Here is an 18,644-nt window from a genome sequence, read left to right as displayed (position 1 = left end):
AGAGAAGCTGCGCTTCGCCATCCGTGAAGGCGGCCGCACCGTCGGTGCCGGCATCGTCGTCACCATCAAAGAGTAATTTGGACTTAAACCGATCTGTCGCGGGCGCTGCCCGCGCCGCGCCAGAACAAGGAAGTGACGCATGAACGGACAGAATATCCGCATCCGCCTGAAGGCGTTTGATCACCGGGTGCTTGACGCCTCGACGCGGGAAATCGTGTCGACGGCCAAGCGCACCGGCGCCAACGTCCGCGGCCCCATTCCGCTGCCGACGCGGATCGAAAAGTTCACGGTCAACCGGTCGCCTCACGTCGACAAGAAGAGCCGCGAGCAGTTCGAGATGCGCACGCACAAGCGTCTGCTCGACATCGTCGATCCGACCCCGCAGACGGTCGACGCTTTGATGAAGCTCGATCTTGCCGCCGGTGTCGACGTCGAGATCAAGCTCTAAGGGAACCAGAGCGGCGGGGCGACCCGGAACTCTGAAGGAACAAGAGGCGTGGAGGGGCGACAGCCCCGACAGGGAACTCTGAAGGAACAAGAGGCGTGGAGGGGCGAAAGCCCCGACAGGGAACTCTAAAGGAATGAACCGATGCGTTCAGGTGTGATTGCAAAGAAGGTGGGAATGACCCGCATCTACAACGATGCCGGGGAACATGTTCCCGTCACCGTTCTCCAGATGGAGAACTGTCAGGTCGTGGCGCAGCGCACGCAGGAGAAGAACGGCTATACCGCCGTCCAGCTCGGCGTTGGCCTTGCCAAGGTGAAGAACACGTCGAAGGCGATGCGCGGCCATTTCGCGACCGCTTCCGTCGAGCCGAAGGCCAAGGTTGCCGAGTTCCGCGTCTCCGCTGACAACATGATCGATGTCGGCGCCGAGATCACCGTCGATCATTTCGTCGTCGGCCAGAAGGTTGATGTGACGGGAACCACGATCGGCAAGGGTTTCCAGGGCGTCATCAAGCGGCACCACATGGGCGGCGGCCGCGCGACTCACGGCAACTCGGTCTCGCACCGTACGCACGGCTCGACCGGCCAGCGCCAGGACCCGGGCAAGGTGTTCAAGGGCAAGCATATGGCCGGCCACATGGGTGACACCCGCGTCACCACGCAGAATGTCGAGGTCGTCTCGACCGATGCCGATCGCGGTCTGATCCTGATCCGCGGCGCGGTTCCCGGTTCGAAGGGCGCCTGGATCCTGGTCCGTGACGCGGCCAAGGTTGCGCTGCCGGCCAATGCGCCGAAGCCCGCCGCAATCCGCGCCATTGCAACCAATGATGGCGCCAAGAACGATGCCCCGGCCACAGCAGATGCCCCGGCCACAGAGGGAGCGGAATAATGGACATCAAGATCACAACGCTTGGCGGCAAGGACGCCGGCAAGGTGAAACTCTCCGAGGAGATTTTCGGCCTTGATCCGCGCGAGGACATCCTGCAGCGCGTCGTGCGCTGGCAGCTTGCCAAGAAGCAGCAGGGCACGCACAAGACCAAGGGTCGCGCCGAGATCGCCCGCACCGGCGCCAAGATGTACAAGCAGAAGGGTACGGGCCGCGCCCGTCACCATTCGGCACGCGCTCCGCAGTTCCGCGGCGGCGGCAAGGCCCACGGCCCGGTCGTGCGCAGCCACGAGCACGATTTGCCGAAGAAGGTGCGCGCGCTGGGCCTCAAGCATGCGCTCTCGGCCAAGGCCAAGAGCGCCTCGCTCATCATCATTGATGAGCTGATGCTGACTGAGGCCAAGACCAAGGCGCTGATCGCGAATTTCGCGACGCTGGGCCTGTCCAACGCCCTGCTGATCGGCGGCGCCGAGCTCGACAAGAATTTCAAGCTGGCGGCGACGAACATCCCGAACATCGACGTGCTGCCCATCCAGGGCATCAACGTCTACGACATTCTGCGCCGCGGCACGCTGGTCCTATCGAAGGCCGCCGTCGAGGCTCTCGAGGAGCGCTTCAAATGACCGACCTTCGTCACTACGACGTGATCGTCTCGCCGGCGATCACCGAAAAGTCGACCATGGCTTCCGAGCAGAACCAGGTCGTCTTCAACGTCGCCAAGAAGGCGTCGAAGCCGGAAATCAAGGCTGCCGTCGAAGCGCTGTTCGGCGTCAAGGTGATGGCCGTGAACACGCTTGTCCGCAAGGGCAAGATCAAGCGCTTCCGCGGCACGATCGGCCGCCAGAGCGACGTCAAAAAGGCGATTGTGACGCTGGCCGACGGCCAGTCGATCGACGTCGCGACGGGTCTCTGAGCAAGACCGCGAGGACAACAGACATGGCACTGAAAAAATTCAACCCGATAACGCCGAGCACCCGCCAGCTGGTCATCGTCGACCGCTCGGGCCTCTACAAGGGCAAGCCCGTCAAGGGCCTGACCCAGGGCCTGACCAAATCGGGCGGCCGCAACAATTACGGCCGCATCACCGCCCGCTTCATCGGCGGCGGTCACAAGCGTACGTACCGCATCATCGACTTCAAGCGCCGCAAGTTCGACATTGTCGGCACGGTCGAGCGTATCGAATACGATCCGAACCGCAGCGCCTTCATCGCGCTGATCAAGTATGACGATGGCGAGCTGTCCTACATCATCGCTCCGCAGCGCATTGCTGCCGGCGACAAGATTGTGGCCGGCGAAGCGGTCGACGTGAAGCCGGGCAATGCAATGCCGCTGGCCTCGATGCCGGTCGGCACGATCGTCCACAACATCGAGCTGAAGCCGGGCAAGGGCGCCCAGGTTGCCCGTTCGGCTGGCGGTTATGCCCAGCTCGTCGGCCGCGACCAGGGCATGGCGATCCTGCGCCTGAACTCCGGCGAGCAGCGTGTCGTCCACGGCTCGTGCATGGCCACTGTCGGCGCCGTGTCCAACCCGGACCACGGCAACATCAATGACGGCAAGGCAGGCCGCACGGTGTGGCGGGGAAAACGTCCGCACAACCGCGGCGTGACCATGAACCCGGTCGACCATCCGCACGGCGGCGGCGAAGGCCGCACCTCGGGTGGCCGCCATCCGGTTTCGCCTTGGGGCAAGCCGACCAAGGGCAAGAAGACGCGGTCCAATAAGGCGACCGACAAGTTCATCCTGCGCTCGCGCCATCAGCGCAAGAGCTAAGAAGAGGTAACGCCAAGTGACTCGTTCGATTTGGAAAGGCCCCTTCATTGACGGCTACCTTCTCAAGAAGGTGGACAAGGTTCGTGAAGGTGGTCGCAATGAGGTGATCAAGATGTGGAGCCGTCGCTCCACCATCCTGCCGCAGTTCGTCGGCTTCACCTTCGGTGTCTACAACGGCCAGAAGCACGTTCCCGTTTCGGTGAACGAGGACATGGTCGGCCACAAGTTCGGTGAATTCGCTCCGACCCGGACCTATTACGGTCACGGCGCGGATAAGAAGGCGAAGAGGAAATAATCATGGGCAAGGCCAAAGCTCCGCGCAGGCTTGCTGACAACGAAGCGCGCGCCGTGTTGCGCACGATCCGTATCAGCCCGCAGAAGCTGAACCTGGTTGCTGCGCTGATCCGCGGCAAGAAGGTCGCGACAGCGCTCTCCGATCTCGAATTCTCGGCCAAGCGGATTTCCGGCACGGTCAAGAAGACGCTGGAATCGGCGATCGCCAACGCGGAAAACAACCACGACCTCGACGTCGATGCGCTGATCGTGGCGGAAGCCTATGTCGGCAAGTCGATCGTCATGAAGCGGTTCCATGCCCGTGGCCGTGGCCGCGCCAGCCGTATCGAGAAGCCGTTCTCGCACCTCACGATCGTCGTTCGTGAAGTCGAAGAAAAAGTGGAGGCCGCATAATGGGCCAGAAAATCAATCCGATCGGTCTGCGTCTCGGCATCAACCGCACCTGGGATTCGCGCTGGTTCGCCAACACCGGCGAGTACGGCAAGCTGCTGCACGAGGACATCAAGATCCGCAACTATCTTGAGAAGGAACTCAAGCAGGCTGCGATTTCGAAGGTCGTGATCGAGCGTCCGCACAAGAAGTGCCGCGTCACCATCCATGCGGCGCGTCCGGGCCTGATCATCGGCAAGAAGGGCGCCGACATCGAGAAGCTTCGCAGGAAGCTGATGGAAATGACGAAGTCCGAGACGCATTTGAACATCGTCGAAGTGCGCAAACCGGAGATCGACGCGACGCTGGTCGCCCAGTCGATCGCCCAGCAGCTCGAGCGCCGTATCGCGTTCCGCCGCGCCATGAAGCGCGCCGTGCAGTCGGCGATGCGCCTTGGTGCCGAAGGCATCCGCATCAACTGCGCCGGCCGTCTCGGCGGCGCCGAGATCGCGCGCATGGAATGGTATCGCGAAGGTCGCGTGCCGCTGCATACGCTGCGCGCCGATGTCGACTACGGCACGGCCGAAGCACACACCGCCTACGGCATCTGCGGCGTCAAGGTCTGGGTGTTCAAGGGCGAAATCCTCGAGCACGACCCGATGGCTTCGGAGCGCCGCGCCACCGAGGGCGATCATGCGCATGGCGGTGGTGGTGAGCGCGAACGCGGTCGCCGTCGCGAAAACGCCTGAGACAGTTGAGAATTTGGAGTTAGAACGATGCTGCAGCCAAAGCGCACAAAGTTCCGCAAGCAGTTCAAGGGTCGTATCCATGGTGCCGCCAAGGGTGGCACCAATCTGGATTTCGGCGGTTTCGGGCTGAAGGCGCTTGAGCCGAACCGCGTCACCGCGCGTGAGATCGAGGCGGCCCGCCGCGCGATCACCCGCGAGATGAAGCGCGCCGGCCGTGTCTGGATCCGTATCTTTCCGGACGTGCCGGTGACGTCGAAGCCGACCGAAGTCCGCATGGGCAAGGGCAAGGGCGCGGTCGATTACTGGGCGGCGCGCGTCAAGCCTGGCCGGATCATGTTCGAGATCGACGGCGTCAATGAGGAAACCGCCCGTGAGGCGCTGCGTCTCGGCGCGGCCAAGCTCTCGGTCAGGACGCGCTTCGTACAGCGCATCGCAGAATAAGGACGGGCTGATCATGAAAGCCGAAGACATCCGGACCAAGACCCAGGACCAGCTGACCGACGAATTGGCCAGCCTGAAGAAGGAGCAGTTCAACCTGCGCTTCCAGAAGGCCACCGGCCAGCTCGAGAAGACCGCGCGCGTGAGGCAGGTCCGCAAGGACATTGCGCGTATCAAGACCATCGCTGCGGAAAAGTCCGCGGCTAAGAAGGCTTAAGGACGAAAACCATGCCAAAGCGCATTCTGCAGGGCACCGTCGTCAGCGACAAAAACGAGAAGACGGTTGTCGTCAAGGTCGAACGGCGCTTCACGCATCCCGTGATGAAGAAGACCGTGCGCATGACCAAGAAGTACAAGGCGCACGACGAGAACAACGCCCACAAGGTCGGCGATCAGGTGTTCATCCAGGAATCGAAGCCGATTTCAAAGGACAAACGCTGGACCGTCGTGTCTTCGGACCAGGCGTAAACAACGAATTTTGGACAGACCGGGGAGGGGCTTTGCGCCCGTCCCGTTAGAAGAGAAGAAGGCGGCCAGTCATGATTCAGATGCAAACAAACCTCGACGTCGCGGATAATTCCGGCGCCCGTCGTGTCATGTGCATCAAGGTGCTGGGCGGTTCGAAGCGGAAATACGCTTCCGTGGGCGACATCATCGTGGTGTCGATCAAGGAAGCCATCCCGCGCGGCCGCGTCAAGAAGGGCGATGTGATGAAGGCGGTCGTGGTTCGCACGGCCAAGGACATCCGCCGCCCGGACGGCAGCGTGATCCGTTTCGACAAGAACGCGGCCGTTCTCGTCGACAACAAGAAAGAGCCGATCGGCACGCGTATCTTCGGACCGGTTCCGCGCGAACTCCGCGCCAAGAACCACATGAAGATCATCTCGCTCGCGCCTGAAGTGCTGTAAGGAGCCGGACCAATGCAGAAGATTAGAAAAGGCGACAAGGTCGTCGTGCTGGCCGGCAAGGACAAGGGCCGTTCGGGCGAAGTCCTCTCGGTACAGCCGAAGGAAGACACCGCGCTGGTGCGCGGCGTCAACATGATCCGTCGTCACCAGAAGCAGTCCCAGTCCCAAGAGGGCGGGATCATCACCAAGGAAGCGCCGATCCAGCTGTCGAACATCGCGCTGGCCGACCCCAAGGATGGCAAGCCGACCCGTGTCGGCTTCATCTTCCAGAAGGACGGCAAGAAGGTGCGCGTCGCCAAGCGCTCGGGAGAAGTCATCAATGGCTAAGGCTCAAACCAAGCAGGCGACTGCCCAGAACACGCCGCGCCTCAAGCAGGTCTACAACGAGATCATCCGCAAGGCGCTGCAGGAGCAGTTCGGCTACGAGAACGAGATGCAGGTTCCGCGCATCGACAAGATCGTGCTGAACATGGGCGTCGGCGAAGCGACCGGCGATTCGAAGAAGCCTTCGATCGCGGCGGAAGATCTTGCGCTGATCGCCGGCCAGAAGGCCGTCGTCACCCATGCGCGCAACTCGATCGCTGGCTTCAAGGTCCGCGAAAAGATGCCGATCGGCGCCAAGGTCACGCTGCGCAAGGAACGCATGTACGAGTTCCTCGACCGCCTCGTGAACATCGCGCTGCCGCGCGTCCGCGATTTCCGCGGACTCAATCCGAAGAGCTTCGATGGCCGTGGCAACTATGCCATGGGCATCAAGGAACACATCGTGTTCCCGGAGATCAACTACGACAAGGTTGATCAGATCTGGGGCATGGACGTCATCGTTTGTACGACTGCGAAGACGGACGACGAAGCCAGGGCATTGCTCAAGGCCTTCAACTTCCCCTTCCGCCAGTAACGGCAGCGAGAAAAGGAAAAATCTGAAATGGCAAAGACCAGCTCAGTCGAGAAGAACAACAGGCGCCGCAAGCTTGTGGACCAGTACGCTGCCAAGCGTAAGGTCCTCAAGGCGATCATCATGGATCAGTCCAAGCCGATGGAAGAACGCTTCCGCGCTCAGCTGAAGCTTGCGGCACTGCCGCGCAACTCGGCCAAGATCCGCATCCGCAACCGCTGCGAAGTCACCGGACGTCCGCGTGCCTACTATCGCAAGCTCAAAGTATCGCGCATCGCGCTTCGTGATCTCGGCAACAACGGCCAGATCCCGGGCCTGGTCAAGTCGAGCTGGTAAGGAGGACATAACATGTCATTGAGCGATCCTCTCGGCGATATGCTGACCCGCATCCGCAACGCCTATGGCCGCAAGAAGTCGAGCGTTTCGACGCCGGCCTCGCGCCTGCGCACCCGCGTCCTCGACGTGCTGAAGGCGGAAGGCTATATCCGCGACTACAGCCAGACCGACTTCGACAATGGCAAGTCCGAAATCGAGATCGAGCTGAAGTATTTCGACGGTGCGCCGGTGGTGCGCGAAATCGCCCGCGTCTCGAAGCCGGGCCGTCGCGTTTACGTTTCGGCGAAGTCGATCCCGCACGTCGCCAACGGCCTCGGCATCGCCATCCTTTCGACGCCGAAGGGCGTGATGGCCGACCACGAAGCGCGTGAACAGAATGTCGGCGGGGAAATCCTCTGCCAGATCTTCTGATCTGGAGCGCGATCCCGAACCGAACCACGCTGTGAAAAGTGGAACCCGGATTCGGACAAGATCACGCTCGAAACAGAGACCTGAAACAAGAGAAGTGACGAGGACAACAAAATGTCTCGTATTGGAAAGAAACCCGTTTCGCTGCCGCAGGGCGTGACCGCGATCGTCGACGGCCAGACCGTCACGGCGAAGGGCCCCAAGGGTGAGCTGAAGTTCGTGGTCAACGACGAAGTGCTGGTCAAGATGGAAGGCAGCGAGATCGCTGTCCAGCCACGCGACCAGACCAAGACCGCCCGTTCCAAATGGGGCATGTCGCGCACGCAGATCGTCAACATCCTGCAGGGCGTCAAGGACGGTTTCGAAAAGAAGCTCGAGATCACCGGCGTCGGCTATCGCGCCGCCATGCAGGGCAAGAACCTGCAGCTGGCGCTCGGCTTCAGCCACGACGTCGTCTACGAAACGCCGCAGGACATCACGATCACCGTGCCGAAGCCGACGGAAATCACCGTGACCGGCATCGACAAGCAGAAGGTCGGTCAGGTTGCTGCCGAGATCCGCGAATATCGCGGTCCTGAGCCGTACAAGGGCAAGGGCGTTCGTTACGCTGGCGAGAAGATCGTCCGCAAGGAAGGCAAGAAGAAGTAATTTCGTCAATGGTGAACGGTGAATGGTAAATGGCAGCACCATTTTTTCCATTCACCATTCACTGCAAATCAACGCCGCGGGGAGCGGTCGCGGGAGGCTTGTCCTGCCGCACAGGGTTGCCCCCGTTTTTTGAAGGCAAGGAACTGATATCATGGGCTCGAAAGACTCCACCCAACGCCGCGCTCAGCGCGTCCGCCGCCAGATCAAGAAGGTCGCCGGCGAGCGTCCGCGTCTGTCGGTCCACCGCACGTCGAAGAACATCTACGTCCAGGTCATCGACGACGCCAAGGGCCACACCATCGCTGCCGCCTCGACGCTGGAGAAGGACCTGAAGGGGTCGCTCAAGACCGGTGCCGACACTGCCGCCGCTGTGGCAATCGGCAAGCTGATTGCCGAGCGCGCCTCGAAGGCCGGCGTCAAGGAAGTCGTCTTCGACCGCGGACCGTACATCTATCACGGCCGCGTCAAGGCGCTGGCCGAGGCTGCCCGTGAAGGCGGCTTGAGTTTCTAAAGCATGATCCCGAACCGGAGGTTTGCGCAGCAAAAAGTTGCAGACTTTTCGGATAAGATCATGCGAAGGGAAAAATGAGTTTCGCCCCCGGCAACCCACAGAGGGAACCGGATATCATCATCAACCGTGCTTCCGGAAAAAAACAAGGAACAGGATATGGCACAGGAACGTAGGGATGGCGGCCGCGGCCGTGATCGCGAAGAGCGCGACGACGGCATGGTGGACAAGCTCGTCCACATCAACCGCGTCGCCAAGGTCGTCAAGGGCGGCCGGCGCTTCGGCTTTGCAGCACTTGTCGTCGTCGGCGACCAGAAGGGCCGCGTCGGCTTCGGTCACGGCAAGGCGCGCGAAGTGCCAGAGGCGATCCGCAAGGCGACCGAATCGGCCAAGCGCGACATGATCTTCGTGCCGCTGCGCTCGGGCCGTACGCTGCATCACGACGTCGAAGGACGCTGGGGTGCCGGACGCGTTCTGCTGCGCGCTGCCAAGCAGGGTACCGGCATCATCGCCGGCGGCCCGATGCGCGCCGTCTTCGAGACGCTCGGCATGCATGACGTGGTCGCCAAGTCGATGGGTTCGTCGAACCCCTACAACATGGTTCGCGCCACCTTCGACGCGCTGAAGAGCCAGATGCATCCCAAGGATGTGGCTGCCGCGCGTGGCATCAAGTATTCGACCCTTCAGGCCCGCCGCGGCACCGCCGTTGCGGCCGAAGAATAGTCGACGCTGACCAGGGATATTGACCATGGCCAAGAAAGCAACCAAGACCATCACCGTCGAGCAGATCGGTTCGCCGATCCGCCGGCCGAAGGAGCAGCGCGCGACGCTGGTCGGCCTCGGCCTCAACAAGATGCACAAGCAGCGCACGCTGGAGGACACCCCCTCAGTGCGCGGCATGATCGCTGCCGTCCAGCATCTCGTCCGCGTCGTGGACGAGGGCTGAACCAGAGCGCAGGAGAACTCAGATGAAACTCAACGATCTGCGTGACAAGGACGGCGCGACGCATTCCAGGAAGCGTCTCGGCCGCGGCATCGGTTCCGGCTCGGGCAAGACCGCCGGTCGCGGCGTCAAGGGCCAGAAGGCGCGCTCCGGCGTCGCCGTCAACGGCTTCGAGGGTGGCCAGATGCCGCTCTACCGGCGCTTGCCGAAGCGTGGCTTCAACAACATCTTCGCCAAGAGCTTTACCGTCGTGTCGCTGGCCCGCATTCAGGCCGCGCTCGATGCCAAGAAGCTCGACGCCAAGACGACCGTGACCGCCGAAGCGCTGGTCGCGGCCGGCGTCATCCGCCGCGTCAAGGACGGCGTGCGCATCCTCTCCGACGGCGAGATCAAGTTGAAGCTTGCCTTCGACGTGGCCGGCGCCTCCAAGGCTGCCATCGAGAAGATCGAAAAGGCCGGCGGGTCGGTGAAGCTGCCGGAAAAGGCAGCAGCCGAGTAACGGCGATTTGAAGCGCGATCGGCAAGAGTGGGACACGTTTCGCTTTTGATTGCGCTTTGATCTGCTCAATATGGCGGCCGCGTCAACGCGGCCGCTTGCATGTTTGCAGTCCGGAGCTTATCTCGTGAGCTTCGGTGACACGCGCCGCCTGAGTTGCGGGCCATCGAGCGTGACCAAGCGGAGAATCAGGCATGGCTTCGGCTGCTGAACAACTAGCCTCGAATCTGAATTTCTCGGCCTTCGCCAAGGCGGAGGATCTGAAGAAGCGCATCTGGTTCACCGTTGGCGCGCTGCTCGTCTACCGCCTCGGCACCTATATCCCGCTGCCCGGCATCAATCCCGACGCTTTCGCCCAGGCCTTCTCGTCGCAGAGCAAGGGCGTGCTTGGCATGTTCAACATGTTCGCCGGTGGCGCCGTCGAGCGCATGGCGATCTTTGCCCTCGGCATCATGCCCTATATTTCCGCTTCCATCATCATGCAGCTGATGACCTCCGTCATCCCGTCACTGGAGGCGCTGAAGAAGGAAGGCGAGCAGGGCCGCAAGGTCATCAACCAGTATACCCGCTACGGCACCGTGCTTTTGGCGCTGGTCCAGGCCTACGGCATTGCGGTCGGGCTGGAAGGCGGCAACGGCATCGTCAGCGATCCCGGCATGTTCTTCCGCATCTCGACCGTCATCACGCTGGTCGGCGGCACCATGTTCCTGATGTGGCTCGGTGAGCAGATCACCGCCCGCGGCATCGGCAACGGCATTTCGCTGATCATCTTTGCCGGCATCGTCGCCGGCCTGCCGCAAGCCATCTCCGGTACGCTGGAACTTGGCCGCACCGGCGCGCTGTCGACCGGCCTGATCCTGGCGATCATCGTTCTTGCCGTCGTCGTCATCGCGCTGATCGTGTTCTTCGAGCGCGCCCAGCGGCGCTTGCTGATCCAGTATCCAAAGCGCCAGGTCGGCAACCGCATGTTCCAGGGCGACACCTCGCACCTGCCGCTCAAGCTCAACACCGCCGGCGTCATTCCGCCGATCTTCGCCTCTTCGCTGCTGTTGCTGCCGGCGACGGTCGCCGGCTTCTCGCAGACGACCAACATGCCAGCCTGGGCCAGCACCGTCCTGGCGGCACTCGGCCATGGGCAGCCGCTCTACATGGCGTTCTATGCGGCGATGATCGTGTTTTTCGCCTTCTTCTATACGGCGATCGTCTTCAACCCGAAGGACACCGCCGACCAGCTCAAGAAGCATTCGGGTTTCATTCCGGGCTACCGTCCGGGCGAGCGCACCGCCGATTACATCGACTATGTCCTTACCCGCATAACTGTCGTCGGCGCCATTTATCTGGTGCTGGTGTGTCTGCTGCCCGAGTTCCTGATTTCAGCGACTGGCGTACCATTCTACCTCGGTGGCACATCGCTTCTGATCGTGGTCAGTGTAACGCTCGACACGGTGGCGCAGATTCAGGGTCACCTGATCGCGCACCAGTATGAGGGCCTGATCAAGAAGTCGAAGCTGCGCGGGGGGAAGAAGGCCAGATGAGGTTGATATTGCTTGGGCCGCCAGGGGCGGGCAAGGGGACACAAGCACAAAGACTGGTAGAAAAATACGGCATTCCCCAACTCTCGACGGGCGATATGCTGCGCGCTGCTGTCCAGGCCGGCACTGAAGTCGGCAAACGGGCCAAGGCGGTGATGGACGCTGGCGAACTGGTTTCCGACGCCATCGTCAACGCCATCGTCGCTGAGCGCATCGATCAGGCCGATTGTGCCGGGGGATTCATCCTTGACGGATATCCGCGAACCCTGGTGCAGGCGGACGCGGTTGAATCGATGCTCTCGGCTCGCGGCCTCACTCTCGACGCCGTCATCGAGCTTGTCGTCGACGACAAGGCGCTGGTTGGTCGAATCGGCAAGCGCGCCGAAGAGGCCAAGGCAGCGGGTCTGCCGGTGCGCAAGGACGACAATCCGGCGGTGTTCGAAGAGCGCCTGAAGGAGTACTACAAAAAAACGTCGCCGCTGATCGGCTACTACTATGCCAAGGGCAAGCTCAGAGGTGTCGACGGCATGGCCGATATCGATGCGGTGACGCGGCAGATCGAAGCGGTGCTCACGGCTGCGACCCCAGCGGCGGCCCAACGGTCTGCGAACGGAAAATAAACGATTGCGCTTGACTGGAGCGGTTCGCTGGGGTATGGCGGCCCGTCTTCCTATCAGGCATGAGGCTTGCTTGCCCGCAAGGGCAAGGCAGCCGCTTTGAACTGGAAACTCCCGCATGGGCCGGCCTCCACCGGACGCGGGGCAATTTTGATAGCGCCGGCTTGTCCGGCCCACATGGAGAAGAGAAGAACATGGCTCGTATAGCCGGCGTCAACATTCCGACCAACAAGCGCGTCGTCATTGCGCTTCAGTACATTCACGGCATTGGCAAGAGCTTCGCCCAGGAGATCGTCGACAAGGTCGGCATCCCGGCCGAGCGCCGCGTCAACCAGCTGACCGACGCGGAAGTGCTGCAGATCCGCGAGACGATCGACCGTGACTACCAGGTCGAGGGCGATCTGCGCCGCGAAGTGTCGATGAACATCAAGCGGCTCATGGACCTCGGCTGCTACCGCGGCCTGCGTCATCGCCGCTCGCTGCCGGTTCGCGGCCAGCGCACGCATACCAATGCGCGCACCCGCAAGGGTCCGGCCAAGTCGATCGCCGGCAAAAAGAAGTAATTTAGGGGAATAAGGGAGTAGGGGAGTAAGGCCAGTAGGGAACAGCCGCCAATTGGATTGCGCGTTTCCCTACTCCCTTACTGCCCTATTTCCCTACTCCCTTACGAAGGTGGAGCCGCTGGCATTACGGCGGTGTAGAGATCAACTGAAAGGACCCATCATGGCCAAGGAAGCCACACGTGTTCGCCGTCGCGAACGCAAGAATATCTCGTCGGGCGTTGCCCACGTCAACTCGACCTTCAACAACACGATGATCACCATCACCGACGCGCAGGGCAATTCGATTGCCTGGTCGTCGGCGGGAGCCCAGGGCTTCAAGGGATCTCGCAAGTCGACCCCGTTCGCTGCCCAGATGGCTGCCGAGGACGTTGCCAAGAAGGCCCAGGAACACGGCATGCGCATGCTTGAGGTCGAGGTCTGCGGACCCGGCTCCGGTCGTGAATCGGCGCTGCGCGCATTGCAGGCAGCCGGCTTCACCATCACCTCGATCCGTGATGTGACGCCGATCCCGCACAATGGGTGCCGCCCGCGCAAGAAGCGCCGCGTCTAAAGATTGTCGCCCAAGCAGTGCCTCGGGCCTGAACCGAGATCGCAGCGGTTTGGGGCAACGACAGGCATAAGAACAGAGACCTGAAGCGCTACGCGCTTTAGGGAAGAAAATTACCGAACGCCGCGCGAACGCCAGGAGCGTTCCTCCACGGCATTCCAGGTCGCCCGCCACGATTGGATGGTGGCGGGTCAACGGAAGGAAAGCATCATGATCCAGAAAAATTGGCAGGAACTGATCAAGCCGAACAAGATCGAGTTCTCTTCGAAGAAGAAGACGCTGACCACGCTGGTCGCCGAGCCGCTCGAGCGCGGCTTTGGTTTGACCCTCGGCAACGCGCTGCGTCGCGTGCTTCTGTCTTCGCTGCGTGGCGCGGCTGTGACCGCCGTGCAGATCGACGGCGTTCTGCATGAATTCTCGTCCATCGCCGGCGTGCGCGAGGACGTGACCGACATCGTCTTGAACATCAAGGAAATCGCCATCCGCATGGAAGGTGACGGCCCCAAGCGCATGGTCGTGCGCAAGCAGGGACCGGGCGCTGTTCTGGCCGGCGACATCCAGACGGTCGGCGACGTCGAGATCCTCAATCCCGACCACGTCATCTGCACGCTGGACGAGGGCGCAGAAATCCGCATGGAGTTCACCGTCGATACCGGCAAGGGCTACGTTCCGGCCGACCGCAATCGCGCCGAAGACGCGCCGATCGGCCTCATCCCGGTCGACAGCCTCTACTCGCCGGTCAAGAAGGTCTCCTACAAGGTCGAGAACACCCGCGAGGGCCAGGTTCTCGACTACGACAAGCTGACCATGACGATCGACACCGACGGTTCGATCTCGGGCGAGGACGCGGTGGCTTTCGCCGCCCGCATCCTGCAGGACCAGCTTGGCCTGTTCGTCAATTTCGACGAGCCGCAGAAGGAAGTCGCCGCCGAGCAGGTGACAGAGCTTGCCTTCAACCCGGCGCTGCTCAAGAAGGTCGACGAGCTCGAGCTTTCGGTGCGTTCGGCCAACTGCCTGAAGAACGACAACATCGTCTATATCGGCGACCTGATCCAGAAGACCGAAGCCGAGATGCTGCGCACCCCGAACTTCGGCCGCAAGTCGCTGAACGAGATCAAGGAAGTCCTGGCGGCGATGGGCCTGCACCTCGGCATGGAAGTGCCGGATTGGCCGCCGGAAAACATCGAAGACCTCGCCAAGCGCTACGAAGATCAATACTGACCGGTGAATTGAGAATGGTGAAATGGTGAATGGTCGTCGGTCGGCGACTTCGGAGAGGTAGAGCCCTTCCATTCACCATTCACTATTGACTATTCACAAAACGAAACAGCCGGGCCAACCGCCCACAACACCAGGAGAAGAGCCATGCGCCACGGATTTAAAGGCCGCCGGTTCGCCCGCAGCATAAGCCACCGCAAGTCGATGTTTGCCAATCTTGCCGTGTCGCTCATCGAGCATGAGCAGATCCTCACCACCTTGCCGAAGGCGAAGGATTTGCGTCCGATCGTCGAGAAGCTGGTGACGCTCGGCAAGCGCGGCGACCTGCACGCCCGCCGCCAGGTGATTGCCCAGATCGGCAATGAAGGCGTCGTCAAGCGCCTGTTCGACACGATCGCGCCGCGCTACGCCACCCGCAACGGCGGCTATCTGCGCATCATGAAGGCGGGCTTCCGCCACGGCGACAATGCCGCCATGGCGGTCATCGAGTTCGTCGATCGCGACACCTCGGCCAAGGGCGCCGGCGACCGTGCCCGCATCGAGGCAGAAGGCTCCGACGAGGAAGCCGCAGCCGCATAAGCTTCGGTTTTCCCTCAACGAGTTCAAAAGGGCCTGCGGGCCCTTTTGTGCGTTCTGGAAGCGGTAGGGAGCATTGCGGGGACTGTCTTGACTTAAGCCCATGTCTTTTCCTCGAGAATAATTCGATTACATCGACTTAGCCTTTCATTTTGCACAATCGTCGGGACAATGGCGCCCGACCCCGGAGGATTCGGAATGCGCGTAAAACGGATGTCCCTTGTTCTACTCTGCGCCTTGACGGCGGCGGCAGTCGTGCCGGCCGCCAGGCAGGCGCTGGCTCAGGACACCAAGGCCGATCCCGGTCTGTCCGACGTGCTGACCGACATGTTGCGCGGCGCCGAAGGCGAAAATGCCACCTCCGGTCCAGACAAGCGCGTGCCGTTCGGCCGCGAGGAGATGCAGCTGTCGTTTGCGCCGCTGGTCAAGCAGACGGCGCCGGCCGTGGTCAATGTCTATGCCTCGCAAACGGCCAGGCTGAGGTCGCCCTTCGACGGCGATCCGTTCTTCGAAGAGTTTTTTGGCCGTTCGCAGCCGCGTGCGCAGTCCTCGCTCGGCTCCGGCGTGCTGGTCGACCCGACAGGCATAGTGGTCACCAATTTCCACCTCATCAAGGACGCCGATCAGGTCAAGGTCGCCACCGCGGACGGGCGTGAATTCGACAGCAAGGTGCTGCTCAAGGACGAGACGCTTGACCTCGCCGTGCTCAAGATCTCCGCCGACAAGCCATTTCCGGTCGTCGCCATCGGCGATTCCGACGCGCTCGAGGTCGGCGACCTGTTGTTGGCCATCGGCAACCCCTTCGGTGTCGGCCAGACCACCACCAGCGGCATCGTTTCGGCGCTTGCCCGCAGCCACATCGGCGTTTCCGATTCCAGTTTCTTCATCCAGACCGACGCCGCGATCAATCCCGGCAATTCCGGCGGTGCGCTGATCAACATGGGTGGCCAACTGGTCGGCATCAACACGGCGATCTACAGCCGCAGCGGTGGCTCGATCGGCATCGGCTTTGCTATTCCCTCCAATATGGTTCGCGCGTTTGCCGATGCGGCCAAGGCCGGGCGCGACTTCTTCGAGAGGCCGTATATCGGCGCCGAATTCGAGCGCGTGACGCCGCAAATCGCCGAATCGCTCGGTCTCGAGACGCCGACCGGGGCACTGGTTTCGTCCATCGACGAAGCTGGGCCGGCGGCCAAGGCGGGGCTCAAGGCCGGTGACGTCGTGCTGTCGCTCAATGGTACGCCGGTCGAGAGCATCGAGGCGCTGGATTACCGGATGGCCACGCTGTCGATCGGCACCAATGCCAGCTTCGCCGTTCTGAGCAAAGGCCAGCAAGCGGCGATGGACATCGCGCTGGAGCGTGCGCCGGAAGGTGCGAAACTCGCGGAAGTGACGCTGCGCGGTCGCAGCCCGTTCTCCGGTGCCAAGGTTGCGGAACTGTCGCCGCGGCTCGCCCAGCGGCTCGGCATTCGCACGGACGTCAAGGGTGTTACGGTGATCGACATCAATCGCGGTTCGCCCGCAGCCGGTTTCGGCTTCCAGCCGGGCGACATCGTTCGCGAGGTCAACGGCTTGACCATCGATACCGCGGCGACCCTGGAGCAGGCAGCCATGCAGGAGACGCGCTGGTGGCGCTTTACCGTCGAGCGCGGCGGGCAGATACTGCGCCAGGTGTTGCGTTACTGAGCCCGAGCGTCGATCCTTCGGACGAGATCGCGCTCCAACGAAAAGACGTGCATGGCCGATCTGTTCAGTGTCGATGAACCGGAAAAGGCGCCGCCCGGCAGGCCGCTGGCCGACCGGCTGCGCCCGCAGAACCTCAGCGAGGTCGTCGGCCAGGAGCATCTGACCGGACCCGACGGCGCGCTGACGCGGCTGATCGGCTCCGGCTCGCTCGGCTCGATGATCTTCTGGGGGCCGCCCGGGACGGGCAAGACCACGGTCGCGCGGCTGCTTGCCGGCGAAACCAGCCTTGCGTTCCAACAGATATCGGCGGTGTTTTCCGGAGTCGCCGACCTGAAGAGAGTGTTCGAGGCGGCGAAGCTGCGCCGCACCAACGGCCGTCAGACGCTGCTCTTCGTCGACGAGATCCATCGCTTCAACCGCGCCCAGCAGGACAGTTTTCTGCCTGTGATGGAAGACGGCACCGTCGTGTTGGTTGGCGCCACCACCGAAAACCCGTCCTTCGAGCTGAATGCCGCGCTACTGTCCCGCGCGCGCGTGCTGGTCTTTCATTCGCTCGGTGAGGACAGCATCGCAAAACTGCTGGCCCGTGCCGAGGAGACCGAGGGCAGGGCGCTGCCGCTCGACGACGAGGCGAGGGCGATGCTCGTCCGCATGAGCGATGGCGATGGCCGTGCTGCCCTGACGCTGGCCGAAGAGGTCTGGCGCGCCGCCAAGTCAGGCGAGGTGTTCGGCGGCGAGGGCCTGCAGCGCATCGTCCAGCGCCGCGCGCCGATCTACGACAAGGGCCAGGACGGCCATTACAATCTGATCTCGGCGCTGCACAAATCGGTGCGCGGCTCCGACCCCGACGCCGCCCTCTATTATCTCGCCCGCATGTTCGATGCCGGCGAGGATCCGCTCTATCTCGGCCGCCGCCTGGTGCGCATGGCGATGGAGGATATCGGGCTGGCAGACCCGCAGGCGCTGGTCGTCGCCAATGCCGCCAAGGACGCCTACGACTATCTGGGCTCGCCAGAGGGCGAGCTCGCCTTCGCCGAGGCCACGGTCTATCTCGCCAGCGCGCCCAAATCCAACGCCGTCTACACCGCCTTCAAGGCCGCCACACAGGCGGCTAAGGAGTTCGGCTCATTGCTGCCGCCCAAACACATCCTCAACGCGCCGACCAAGCTGATGAAGGAAGAAGATTACGGCGCCGGCTACCGTTACGACCATGACGAGCCGGACGCTTTTTCCGGACAGGATTATTTTCCGGAAAAGATGGGCCGCCGTAAATTCTATGATCCGCCCGAGCGCGGTTTCGAACGCGATATCAGGAAACGGCTGGACTATTGGGCGAAGCTGCGCAGCGAGCGGCAAAAGTAGGCTCGCGCTACCTTCCCGCTCAGGGGCAGGGATTGACCGAGCCACCCTGTAAGGGCAGTAAACGGCGATGATCAATCTCCTCCTCGTTGCTGCGGGCGGCGCTATTGGTGCCGGGCTCCGCCACGTCGTCAATTTCGTTGCGCTGCGTCTTGTCGGCCCGAGTTTTCCCTGGGGCACGATGGCGATCAACATTGTCGGCTCCTTTGCCATGGGCCTGTTCATCACGACCCTGGCGCGGCGCTACGGCGGATCGAACGAGCTTCGGCTGTTCGTCGCCACCGGCATCCTCGGCGGCTTCACCACTTTCTCCGCCTTTTCGCTCGATTTCGCGACGCTGTGGGAGCGCGGCGCGACGCTGCCGGCGTTCGGATACGCCCTTGCCAGCCTCATTGGCGCGATCATTGCCCTGTTTCTGGGTCTTTGGCTCGCAAGAAGCCTGCCTTAATGC

General features: G+C 62.3%; 31 protein-coding genes. All 31 read left to right on the top strand.

The features are described 5' to 3' along the window. The coding region (locus AC0L15_RS19380) for an EF-Tu C-terminal domain-related protein (protein WP_454589835.1) at nucleotides 1–76 on the top strand (76 nt) is incomplete at its 5' end. Between the two features lie 63 nt (nucleotides 77–139). After that, nucleotides 140–448, top strand: coding sequence for a 30S ribosomal protein S10 (rpsJ, locus tag AC0L15_RS19375; protein ID WP_006205468.1), 309 nt, complete (start codon nucleotides 140–142; stop codon nucleotides 446–448). A 141-nt stretch (nucleotides 449–589) separates the two neighbouring features. Continuing rightward, nucleotides 590–1,336, top strand: coding sequence for a 50S ribosomal protein L3 (rplC, locus tag AC0L15_RS19370; protein ID WP_287248043.1), 747 nt, complete (start codon nucleotides 590–592; stop codon nucleotides 1,334–1,336). Beyond that, nucleotides 1,336–1,956: a 50S ribosomal protein L4 gene (rplD, locus tag AC0L15_RS19365; protein ID WP_123151506.1), complete on the top strand. Its 621-nt coding sequence runs from the start codon at nucleotides 1,336–1,338 to the stop codon at nucleotides 1,954–1,956. The genes rplC and rplD overlap by 1 nt, the downstream gene beginning before the upstream one ends. Continuing rightward, complete coding sequence (locus AC0L15_RS19360; RefSeq protein ID WP_010909275.1) at nucleotides 1,953–2,246, top strand: 50S ribosomal protein L23; 294 nt, start codon at nucleotides 1,953–1,955, stop codon at nucleotides 2,244–2,246. The genes rplD and AC0L15_RS19360 overlap by 4 nt, the downstream gene beginning before the upstream one ends. Before the next feature lie 23 nt (nucleotides 2,247–2,269). Further along, on the top strand, nucleotides 2,270–3,103 hold the full coding sequence (rplB, locus tag AC0L15_RS19355; protein ID WP_128177330.1) for a 50S ribosomal protein L2: 834 nt from the start codon (nucleotides 2,270–2,272) through the stop codon (nucleotides 3,101–3,103). Between the two features lie 16 nt (nucleotides 3,104–3,119). Continuing rightward, nucleotides 3,120–3,398: a 30S ribosomal protein S19 gene (gene rpsS / locus AC0L15_RS19350; RefSeq protein WP_006205463.1), complete on the top strand. Its 279-nt coding sequence runs from the start codon at nucleotides 3,120–3,122 to the stop codon at nucleotides 3,396–3,398. A gap of 2 nt (nucleotides 3,399–3,400) precedes the next feature. Then, nucleotides 3,401–3,790 carry a 50S ribosomal protein L22 gene (gene rplV, locus AC0L15_RS19345; protein WP_023799292.1) on the top strand — a complete coding sequence of 130 codons (390 nt, stop codon included), beginning with the start codon at nucleotides 3,401–3,403 and terminating at the stop codon, nucleotides 3,788–3,790. Next, nucleotides 3,790–4,515, top strand: coding sequence for a 30S ribosomal protein S3 (gene rpsC, locus AC0L15_RS19340; RefSeq protein ID WP_091591196.1), 726 nt, complete (start codon nucleotides 3,790–3,792; stop codon nucleotides 4,513–4,515). Before rplV ends, rpsC begins: the two co-directional genes overlap by 1 nt. A gap of 27 nt (nucleotides 4,516–4,542) precedes the next feature. Continuing rightward, complete coding sequence (gene rplP / locus AC0L15_RS19335) at nucleotides 4,543–4,956, top strand: 50S ribosomal protein L16 (protein WP_023799290.1); 414 nt, start codon at nucleotides 4,543–4,545, stop codon at nucleotides 4,954–4,956. A gap of 13 nt (nucleotides 4,957–4,969) precedes the next feature. After that, nucleotides 4,970–5,170, top strand: a complete 201-nt coding sequence (gene rpmC / locus AC0L15_RS19330) for a 50S ribosomal protein L29 (RefSeq protein WP_023799289.1) — start codon at nucleotides 4,970–4,972, stop codon at nucleotides 5,168–5,170. A gap of 11 nt (nucleotides 5,171–5,181) precedes the next feature. Further along, nucleotides 5,182–5,421, top strand: coding sequence for a 30S ribosomal protein S17 (gene rpsQ, locus AC0L15_RS19325; protein WP_023799288.1), 240 nt, complete (start codon nucleotides 5,182–5,184; stop codon nucleotides 5,419–5,421). Between the two features lie 71 nt (nucleotides 5,422–5,492). After that, nucleotides 5,493–5,861, top strand: a complete 369-nt coding sequence (gene rplN / locus AC0L15_RS19320; protein WP_006205457.1) for a 50S ribosomal protein L14 — start codon at nucleotides 5,493–5,495, stop codon at nucleotides 5,859–5,861. A gap of 12 nt (nucleotides 5,862–5,873) precedes the next feature. Then, nucleotides 5,874–6,188 (top strand): 50S ribosomal protein L24, encoded by a 315-nt coding sequence (gene rplX, locus AC0L15_RS19315; RefSeq protein WP_013531428.1) that lies wholly within the window; start codon nucleotides 5,874–5,876, stop codon nucleotides 6,186–6,188. Then, nucleotides 6,181–6,759 carry a 50S ribosomal protein L5 gene (gene rplE / locus AC0L15_RS19310; protein WP_287248039.1) on the top strand — a complete coding sequence of 193 codons (579 nt, stop codon included), beginning with the start codon at nucleotides 6,181–6,183 and terminating at the stop codon, nucleotides 6,757–6,759. The genes rplX and rplE overlap by 8 nt, the downstream gene beginning before the upstream one ends. Before the next feature lie 27 nt (nucleotides 6,760–6,786). Beyond that, nucleotides 6,787–7,092 carry a 30S ribosomal protein S14 gene (gene rpsN, locus AC0L15_RS19305; protein WP_023799286.1) on the top strand — a complete coding sequence of 102 codons (306 nt, stop codon included), beginning with the start codon at nucleotides 6,787–6,789 and terminating at the stop codon, nucleotides 7,090–7,092. Between the two features lie 12 nt (nucleotides 7,093–7,104). Continuing rightward, a complete protein-coding gene (gene rpsH, locus AC0L15_RS19300) occupies nucleotides 7,105–7,503 on the top strand; it encodes a 30S ribosomal protein S8 (RefSeq protein ID WP_006205453.1) in 399 nt (132 codons plus the stop codon). Nucleotides 7,504–7,614: 111 nt separating this feature from the next. Next, the gene (rplF, locus tag AC0L15_RS19295) at nucleotides 7,615–8,148 is read left to right on the top strand and encodes a 50S ribosomal protein L6 (RefSeq protein ID WP_287248038.1); all 534 of its coding nucleotides are present in this window, start codon (nucleotides 7,615–7,617) and stop codon (nucleotides 8,146–8,148) included. A gap of 151 nt (nucleotides 8,149–8,299) precedes the next feature. After that, nucleotides 8,300–8,659, top strand: a complete 360-nt coding sequence (gene rplR, locus AC0L15_RS19290; protein WP_023799284.1) for a 50S ribosomal protein L18 — start codon at nucleotides 8,300–8,302, stop codon at nucleotides 8,657–8,659. A 156-nt stretch (nucleotides 8,660–8,815) separates the two neighbouring features. Then, a complete protein-coding gene (gene rpsE / locus AC0L15_RS19285; protein ID WP_006333394.1) occupies nucleotides 8,816–9,379 on the top strand; it encodes a 30S ribosomal protein S5 in 564 nt (187 codons plus the stop codon). A 25-nt stretch (nucleotides 9,380–9,404) separates the two neighbouring features. Continuing rightward, nucleotides 9,405–9,602 (top strand): 50S ribosomal protein L30, encoded by a 198-nt coding sequence (gene rpmD / locus AC0L15_RS19280; protein ID WP_006205449.1) that lies wholly within the window; start codon nucleotides 9,405–9,407, stop codon nucleotides 9,600–9,602. 22 nt (nucleotides 9,603–9,624) lie between these two features. Further along, nucleotides 9,625–10,098 (top strand): 50S ribosomal protein L15, encoded by a 474-nt coding sequence (gene rplO / locus AC0L15_RS19275; protein ID WP_287248037.1) that lies wholly within the window; start codon nucleotides 9,625–9,627, stop codon nucleotides 10,096–10,098. A 191-nt stretch (nucleotides 10,099–10,289) separates the two neighbouring features. Next, nucleotides 10,290–11,630, top strand: a complete 1,341-nt coding sequence (gene secY, locus AC0L15_RS19270) for a preprotein translocase subunit SecY (protein WP_287067821.1) — start codon at nucleotides 10,290–10,292, stop codon at nucleotides 11,628–11,630. Then, on the top strand, nucleotides 11,627–12,247 hold the full coding sequence (locus tag AC0L15_RS19265) for an adenylate kinase (RefSeq protein WP_128169097.1): 621 nt from the start codon (nucleotides 11,627–11,629) through the stop codon (nucleotides 12,245–12,247). The genes secY and AC0L15_RS19265 overlap by 4 nt, the downstream gene beginning before the upstream one ends. Nucleotides 12,248–12,438: 191 nt before the next feature. Further along, nucleotides 12,439–12,807: a 30S ribosomal protein S13 gene (gene rpsM, locus AC0L15_RS19260; RefSeq protein ID WP_023799280.1), complete on the top strand. Its 369-nt coding sequence runs from the start codon at nucleotides 12,439–12,441 to the stop codon at nucleotides 12,805–12,807. Between the two features lie 160 nt (nucleotides 12,808–12,967). Further along, the gene (gene rpsK, locus AC0L15_RS19255) at nucleotides 12,968–13,357 is read left to right on the top strand and encodes a 30S ribosomal protein S11 (RefSeq protein ID WP_023799279.1); all 390 of its coding nucleotides are present in this window, start codon (nucleotides 12,968–12,970) and stop codon (nucleotides 13,355–13,357) included. 207 nt (nucleotides 13,358–13,564) lie between these two features. Next, complete coding sequence (locus tag AC0L15_RS19250) at nucleotides 13,565–14,575, top strand: DNA-directed RNA polymerase subunit alpha (protein WP_023799278.1); 1,011 nt, start codon at nucleotides 13,565–13,567, stop codon at nucleotides 14,573–14,575. 144 nt (nucleotides 14,576–14,719) lie between these two features. Continuing rightward, nucleotides 14,720–15,151 (top strand): 50S ribosomal protein L17, encoded by a 432-nt coding sequence (gene rplQ, locus AC0L15_RS19245; protein ID WP_287248035.1) that lies wholly within the window; start codon nucleotides 14,720–14,722, stop codon nucleotides 15,149–15,151. Nucleotides 15,152–15,346: 195 nt separating this feature from the next. Continuing rightward, nucleotides 15,347–16,834: a DegQ family serine endoprotease gene (locus AC0L15_RS19240; protein WP_287248034.1), complete on the top strand. Its 1,488-nt coding sequence runs from the start codon at nucleotides 15,347–15,349 to the stop codon at nucleotides 16,832–16,834. 51 nt (nucleotides 16,835–16,885) lie between these two features. After that, on the top strand, nucleotides 16,886–18,196 hold the full coding sequence (locus tag AC0L15_RS19235) for a replication-associated recombination protein A (RefSeq protein WP_287248033.1): 1,311 nt from the start codon (nucleotides 16,886–16,888) through the stop codon (nucleotides 18,194–18,196). Between the two features lie 67 nt (nucleotides 18,197–18,263). Next, on the top strand, nucleotides 18,264–18,641 hold the full coding sequence (gene crcB, locus AC0L15_RS19230) for a fluoride efflux transporter CrcB (RefSeq protein WP_128169094.1): 378 nt from the start codon (nucleotides 18,264–18,266) through the stop codon (nucleotides 18,639–18,641). The last annotated feature ends 3 nt before the right edge of the window (nucleotides 18,642–18,644 follow it).

This window comes from Mesorhizobium sp. WSM4846 (assembly GCF_055811415.1).
This window is presented reverse-complemented; position numbering and strand designations above follow the sequence as displayed.

Excerpts from the sequence above, each read along its gene's own strand:
- rpsE (WP_006333394.1), top strand. The coding sequence starts at position 8,816 with ATGGCACAGGAACGTAGGGATGGCGGCCGCGGCCGTGATCGCGAAGAG.
- rplF (WP_287248038.1), top strand. The coding sequence starts at position 7,615 with ATGTCTCGTATTGGAAAGAAACCCGTTTCGCTGCCGCAGGGCGTGACC.
- rpmC (WP_023799289.1), top strand. The coding sequence starts at position 4,970 with ATGAAAGCCGAAGACATCCGGACCAAGACCCAGGACCAGCTGACCGAC.
- AC0L15_RS19240 (WP_287248034.1), top strand. The coding sequence starts at position 15,347 with ATGCGCGTAAAACGGATGTCCCTTGTTCTACTCTGCGCCTTGACGGCG.
- rplN (WP_006205457.1), top strand. The coding sequence starts at position 5,493 with ATGATTCAGATGCAAACAAACCTCGACGTCGCGGATAATTCCGGCGCC.
- rplX (WP_013531428.1), top strand. The coding sequence starts at position 5,874 with ATGCAGAAGATTAGAAAAGGCGACAAGGTCGTCGTGCTGGCCGGCAAG.
- rpsJ (WP_006205468.1), top strand. The coding sequence starts at position 140 with ATGAACGGACAGAATATCCGCATCCGCCTGAAGGCGTTTGATCACCGG.
- rplO (WP_287248037.1), top strand. The coding sequence starts at position 9,625 with ATGAAACTCAACGATCTGCGTGACAAGGACGGCGCGACGCATTCCAGG.
- rpsQ (WP_023799288.1), top strand. The coding sequence starts at position 5,182 with ATGCCAAAGCGCATTCTGCAGGGCACCGTCGTCAGCGACAAAAACGAG.
- AC0L15_RS19265 (WP_128169097.1), top strand. The coding sequence starts at position 11,627 with ATGAGGTTGATATTGCTTGGGCCGCCAGGGGCGGGCAAGGGGACACAA.
- rplP (WP_023799290.1), top strand. The coding sequence starts at position 4,543 with ATGCTGCAGCCAAAGCGCACAAAGTTCCGCAAGCAGTTCAAGGGTCGT.
- rplE (WP_287248039.1), top strand. The coding sequence starts at position 6,181 with ATGGCTAAGGCTCAAACCAAGCAGGCGACTGCCCAGAACACGCCGCGC.
- rplV (WP_023799292.1), top strand. The coding sequence starts at position 3,401 with ATGGGCAAGGCCAAAGCTCCGCGCAGGCTTGCTGACAACGAAGCGCGC.
- rplR (WP_023799284.1), top strand. The coding sequence starts at position 8,300 with ATGGGCTCGAAAGACTCCACCCAACGCCGCGCTCAGCGCGTCCGCCGC.
- rpsH (WP_006205453.1), top strand. The coding sequence starts at position 7,105 with ATGTCATTGAGCGATCCTCTCGGCGATATGCTGACCCGCATCCGCAAC.
- rpmD (WP_006205449.1), top strand. The coding sequence starts at position 9,405 with ATGGCCAAGAAAGCAACCAAGACCATCACCGTCGAGCAGATCGGTTCG.
- rplD (WP_123151506.1), top strand. The coding sequence starts at position 1,336 with ATGGACATCAAGATCACAACGCTTGGCGGCAAGGACGCCGGCAAGGTG.
- rplC (WP_287248043.1), top strand. The coding sequence starts at position 590 with ATGCGTTCAGGTGTGATTGCAAAGAAGGTGGGAATGACCCGCATCTAC.
- crcB (WP_128169094.1), top strand. The coding sequence starts at position 18,264 with ATGATCAATCTCCTCCTCGTTGCTGCGGGCGGCGCTATTGGTGCCGGG.
- AC0L15_RS19360 (WP_010909275.1), top strand. The coding sequence starts at position 1,953 with ATGACCGACCTTCGTCACTACGACGTGATCGTCTCGCCGGCGATCACC.
- rpsC (WP_091591196.1), top strand. The coding sequence starts at position 3,790 with ATGGGCCAGAAAATCAATCCGATCGGTCTGCGTCTCGGCATCAACCGC.
- rpsK (WP_023799279.1), top strand. The coding sequence starts at position 12,968 with ATGGCCAAGGAAGCCACACGTGTTCGCCGTCGCGAACGCAAGAATATC.
- AC0L15_RS19250 (WP_023799278.1), top strand. The coding sequence starts at position 13,565 with ATGATCCAGAAAAATTGGCAGGAACTGATCAAGCCGAACAAGATCGAG.
- rpsN (WP_023799286.1), top strand. The coding sequence starts at position 6,787 with ATGGCAAAGACCAGCTCAGTCGAGAAGAACAACAGGCGCCGCAAGCTT.
- rplB (WP_128177330.1), top strand. The coding sequence starts at position 2,270 with ATGGCACTGAAAAAATTCAACCCGATAACGCCGAGCACCCGCCAGCTG.
- AC0L15_RS19235 (WP_287248033.1), top strand. The coding sequence starts at position 16,886 with ATGGCCGATCTGTTCAGTGTCGATGAACCGGAAAAGGCGCCGCCCGGC.
- rpsM (WP_023799280.1), top strand. The coding sequence starts at position 12,439 with ATGGCTCGTATAGCCGGCGTCAACATTCCGACCAACAAGCGCGTCGTC.
- secY (WP_287067821.1), top strand. The coding sequence starts at position 10,290 with ATGGCTTCGGCTGCTGAACAACTAGCCTCGAATCTGAATTTCTCGGCC.
- rplQ (WP_287248035.1), top strand. The coding sequence starts at position 14,720 with ATGCGCCACGGATTTAAAGGCCGCCGGTTCGCCCGCAGCATAAGCCAC.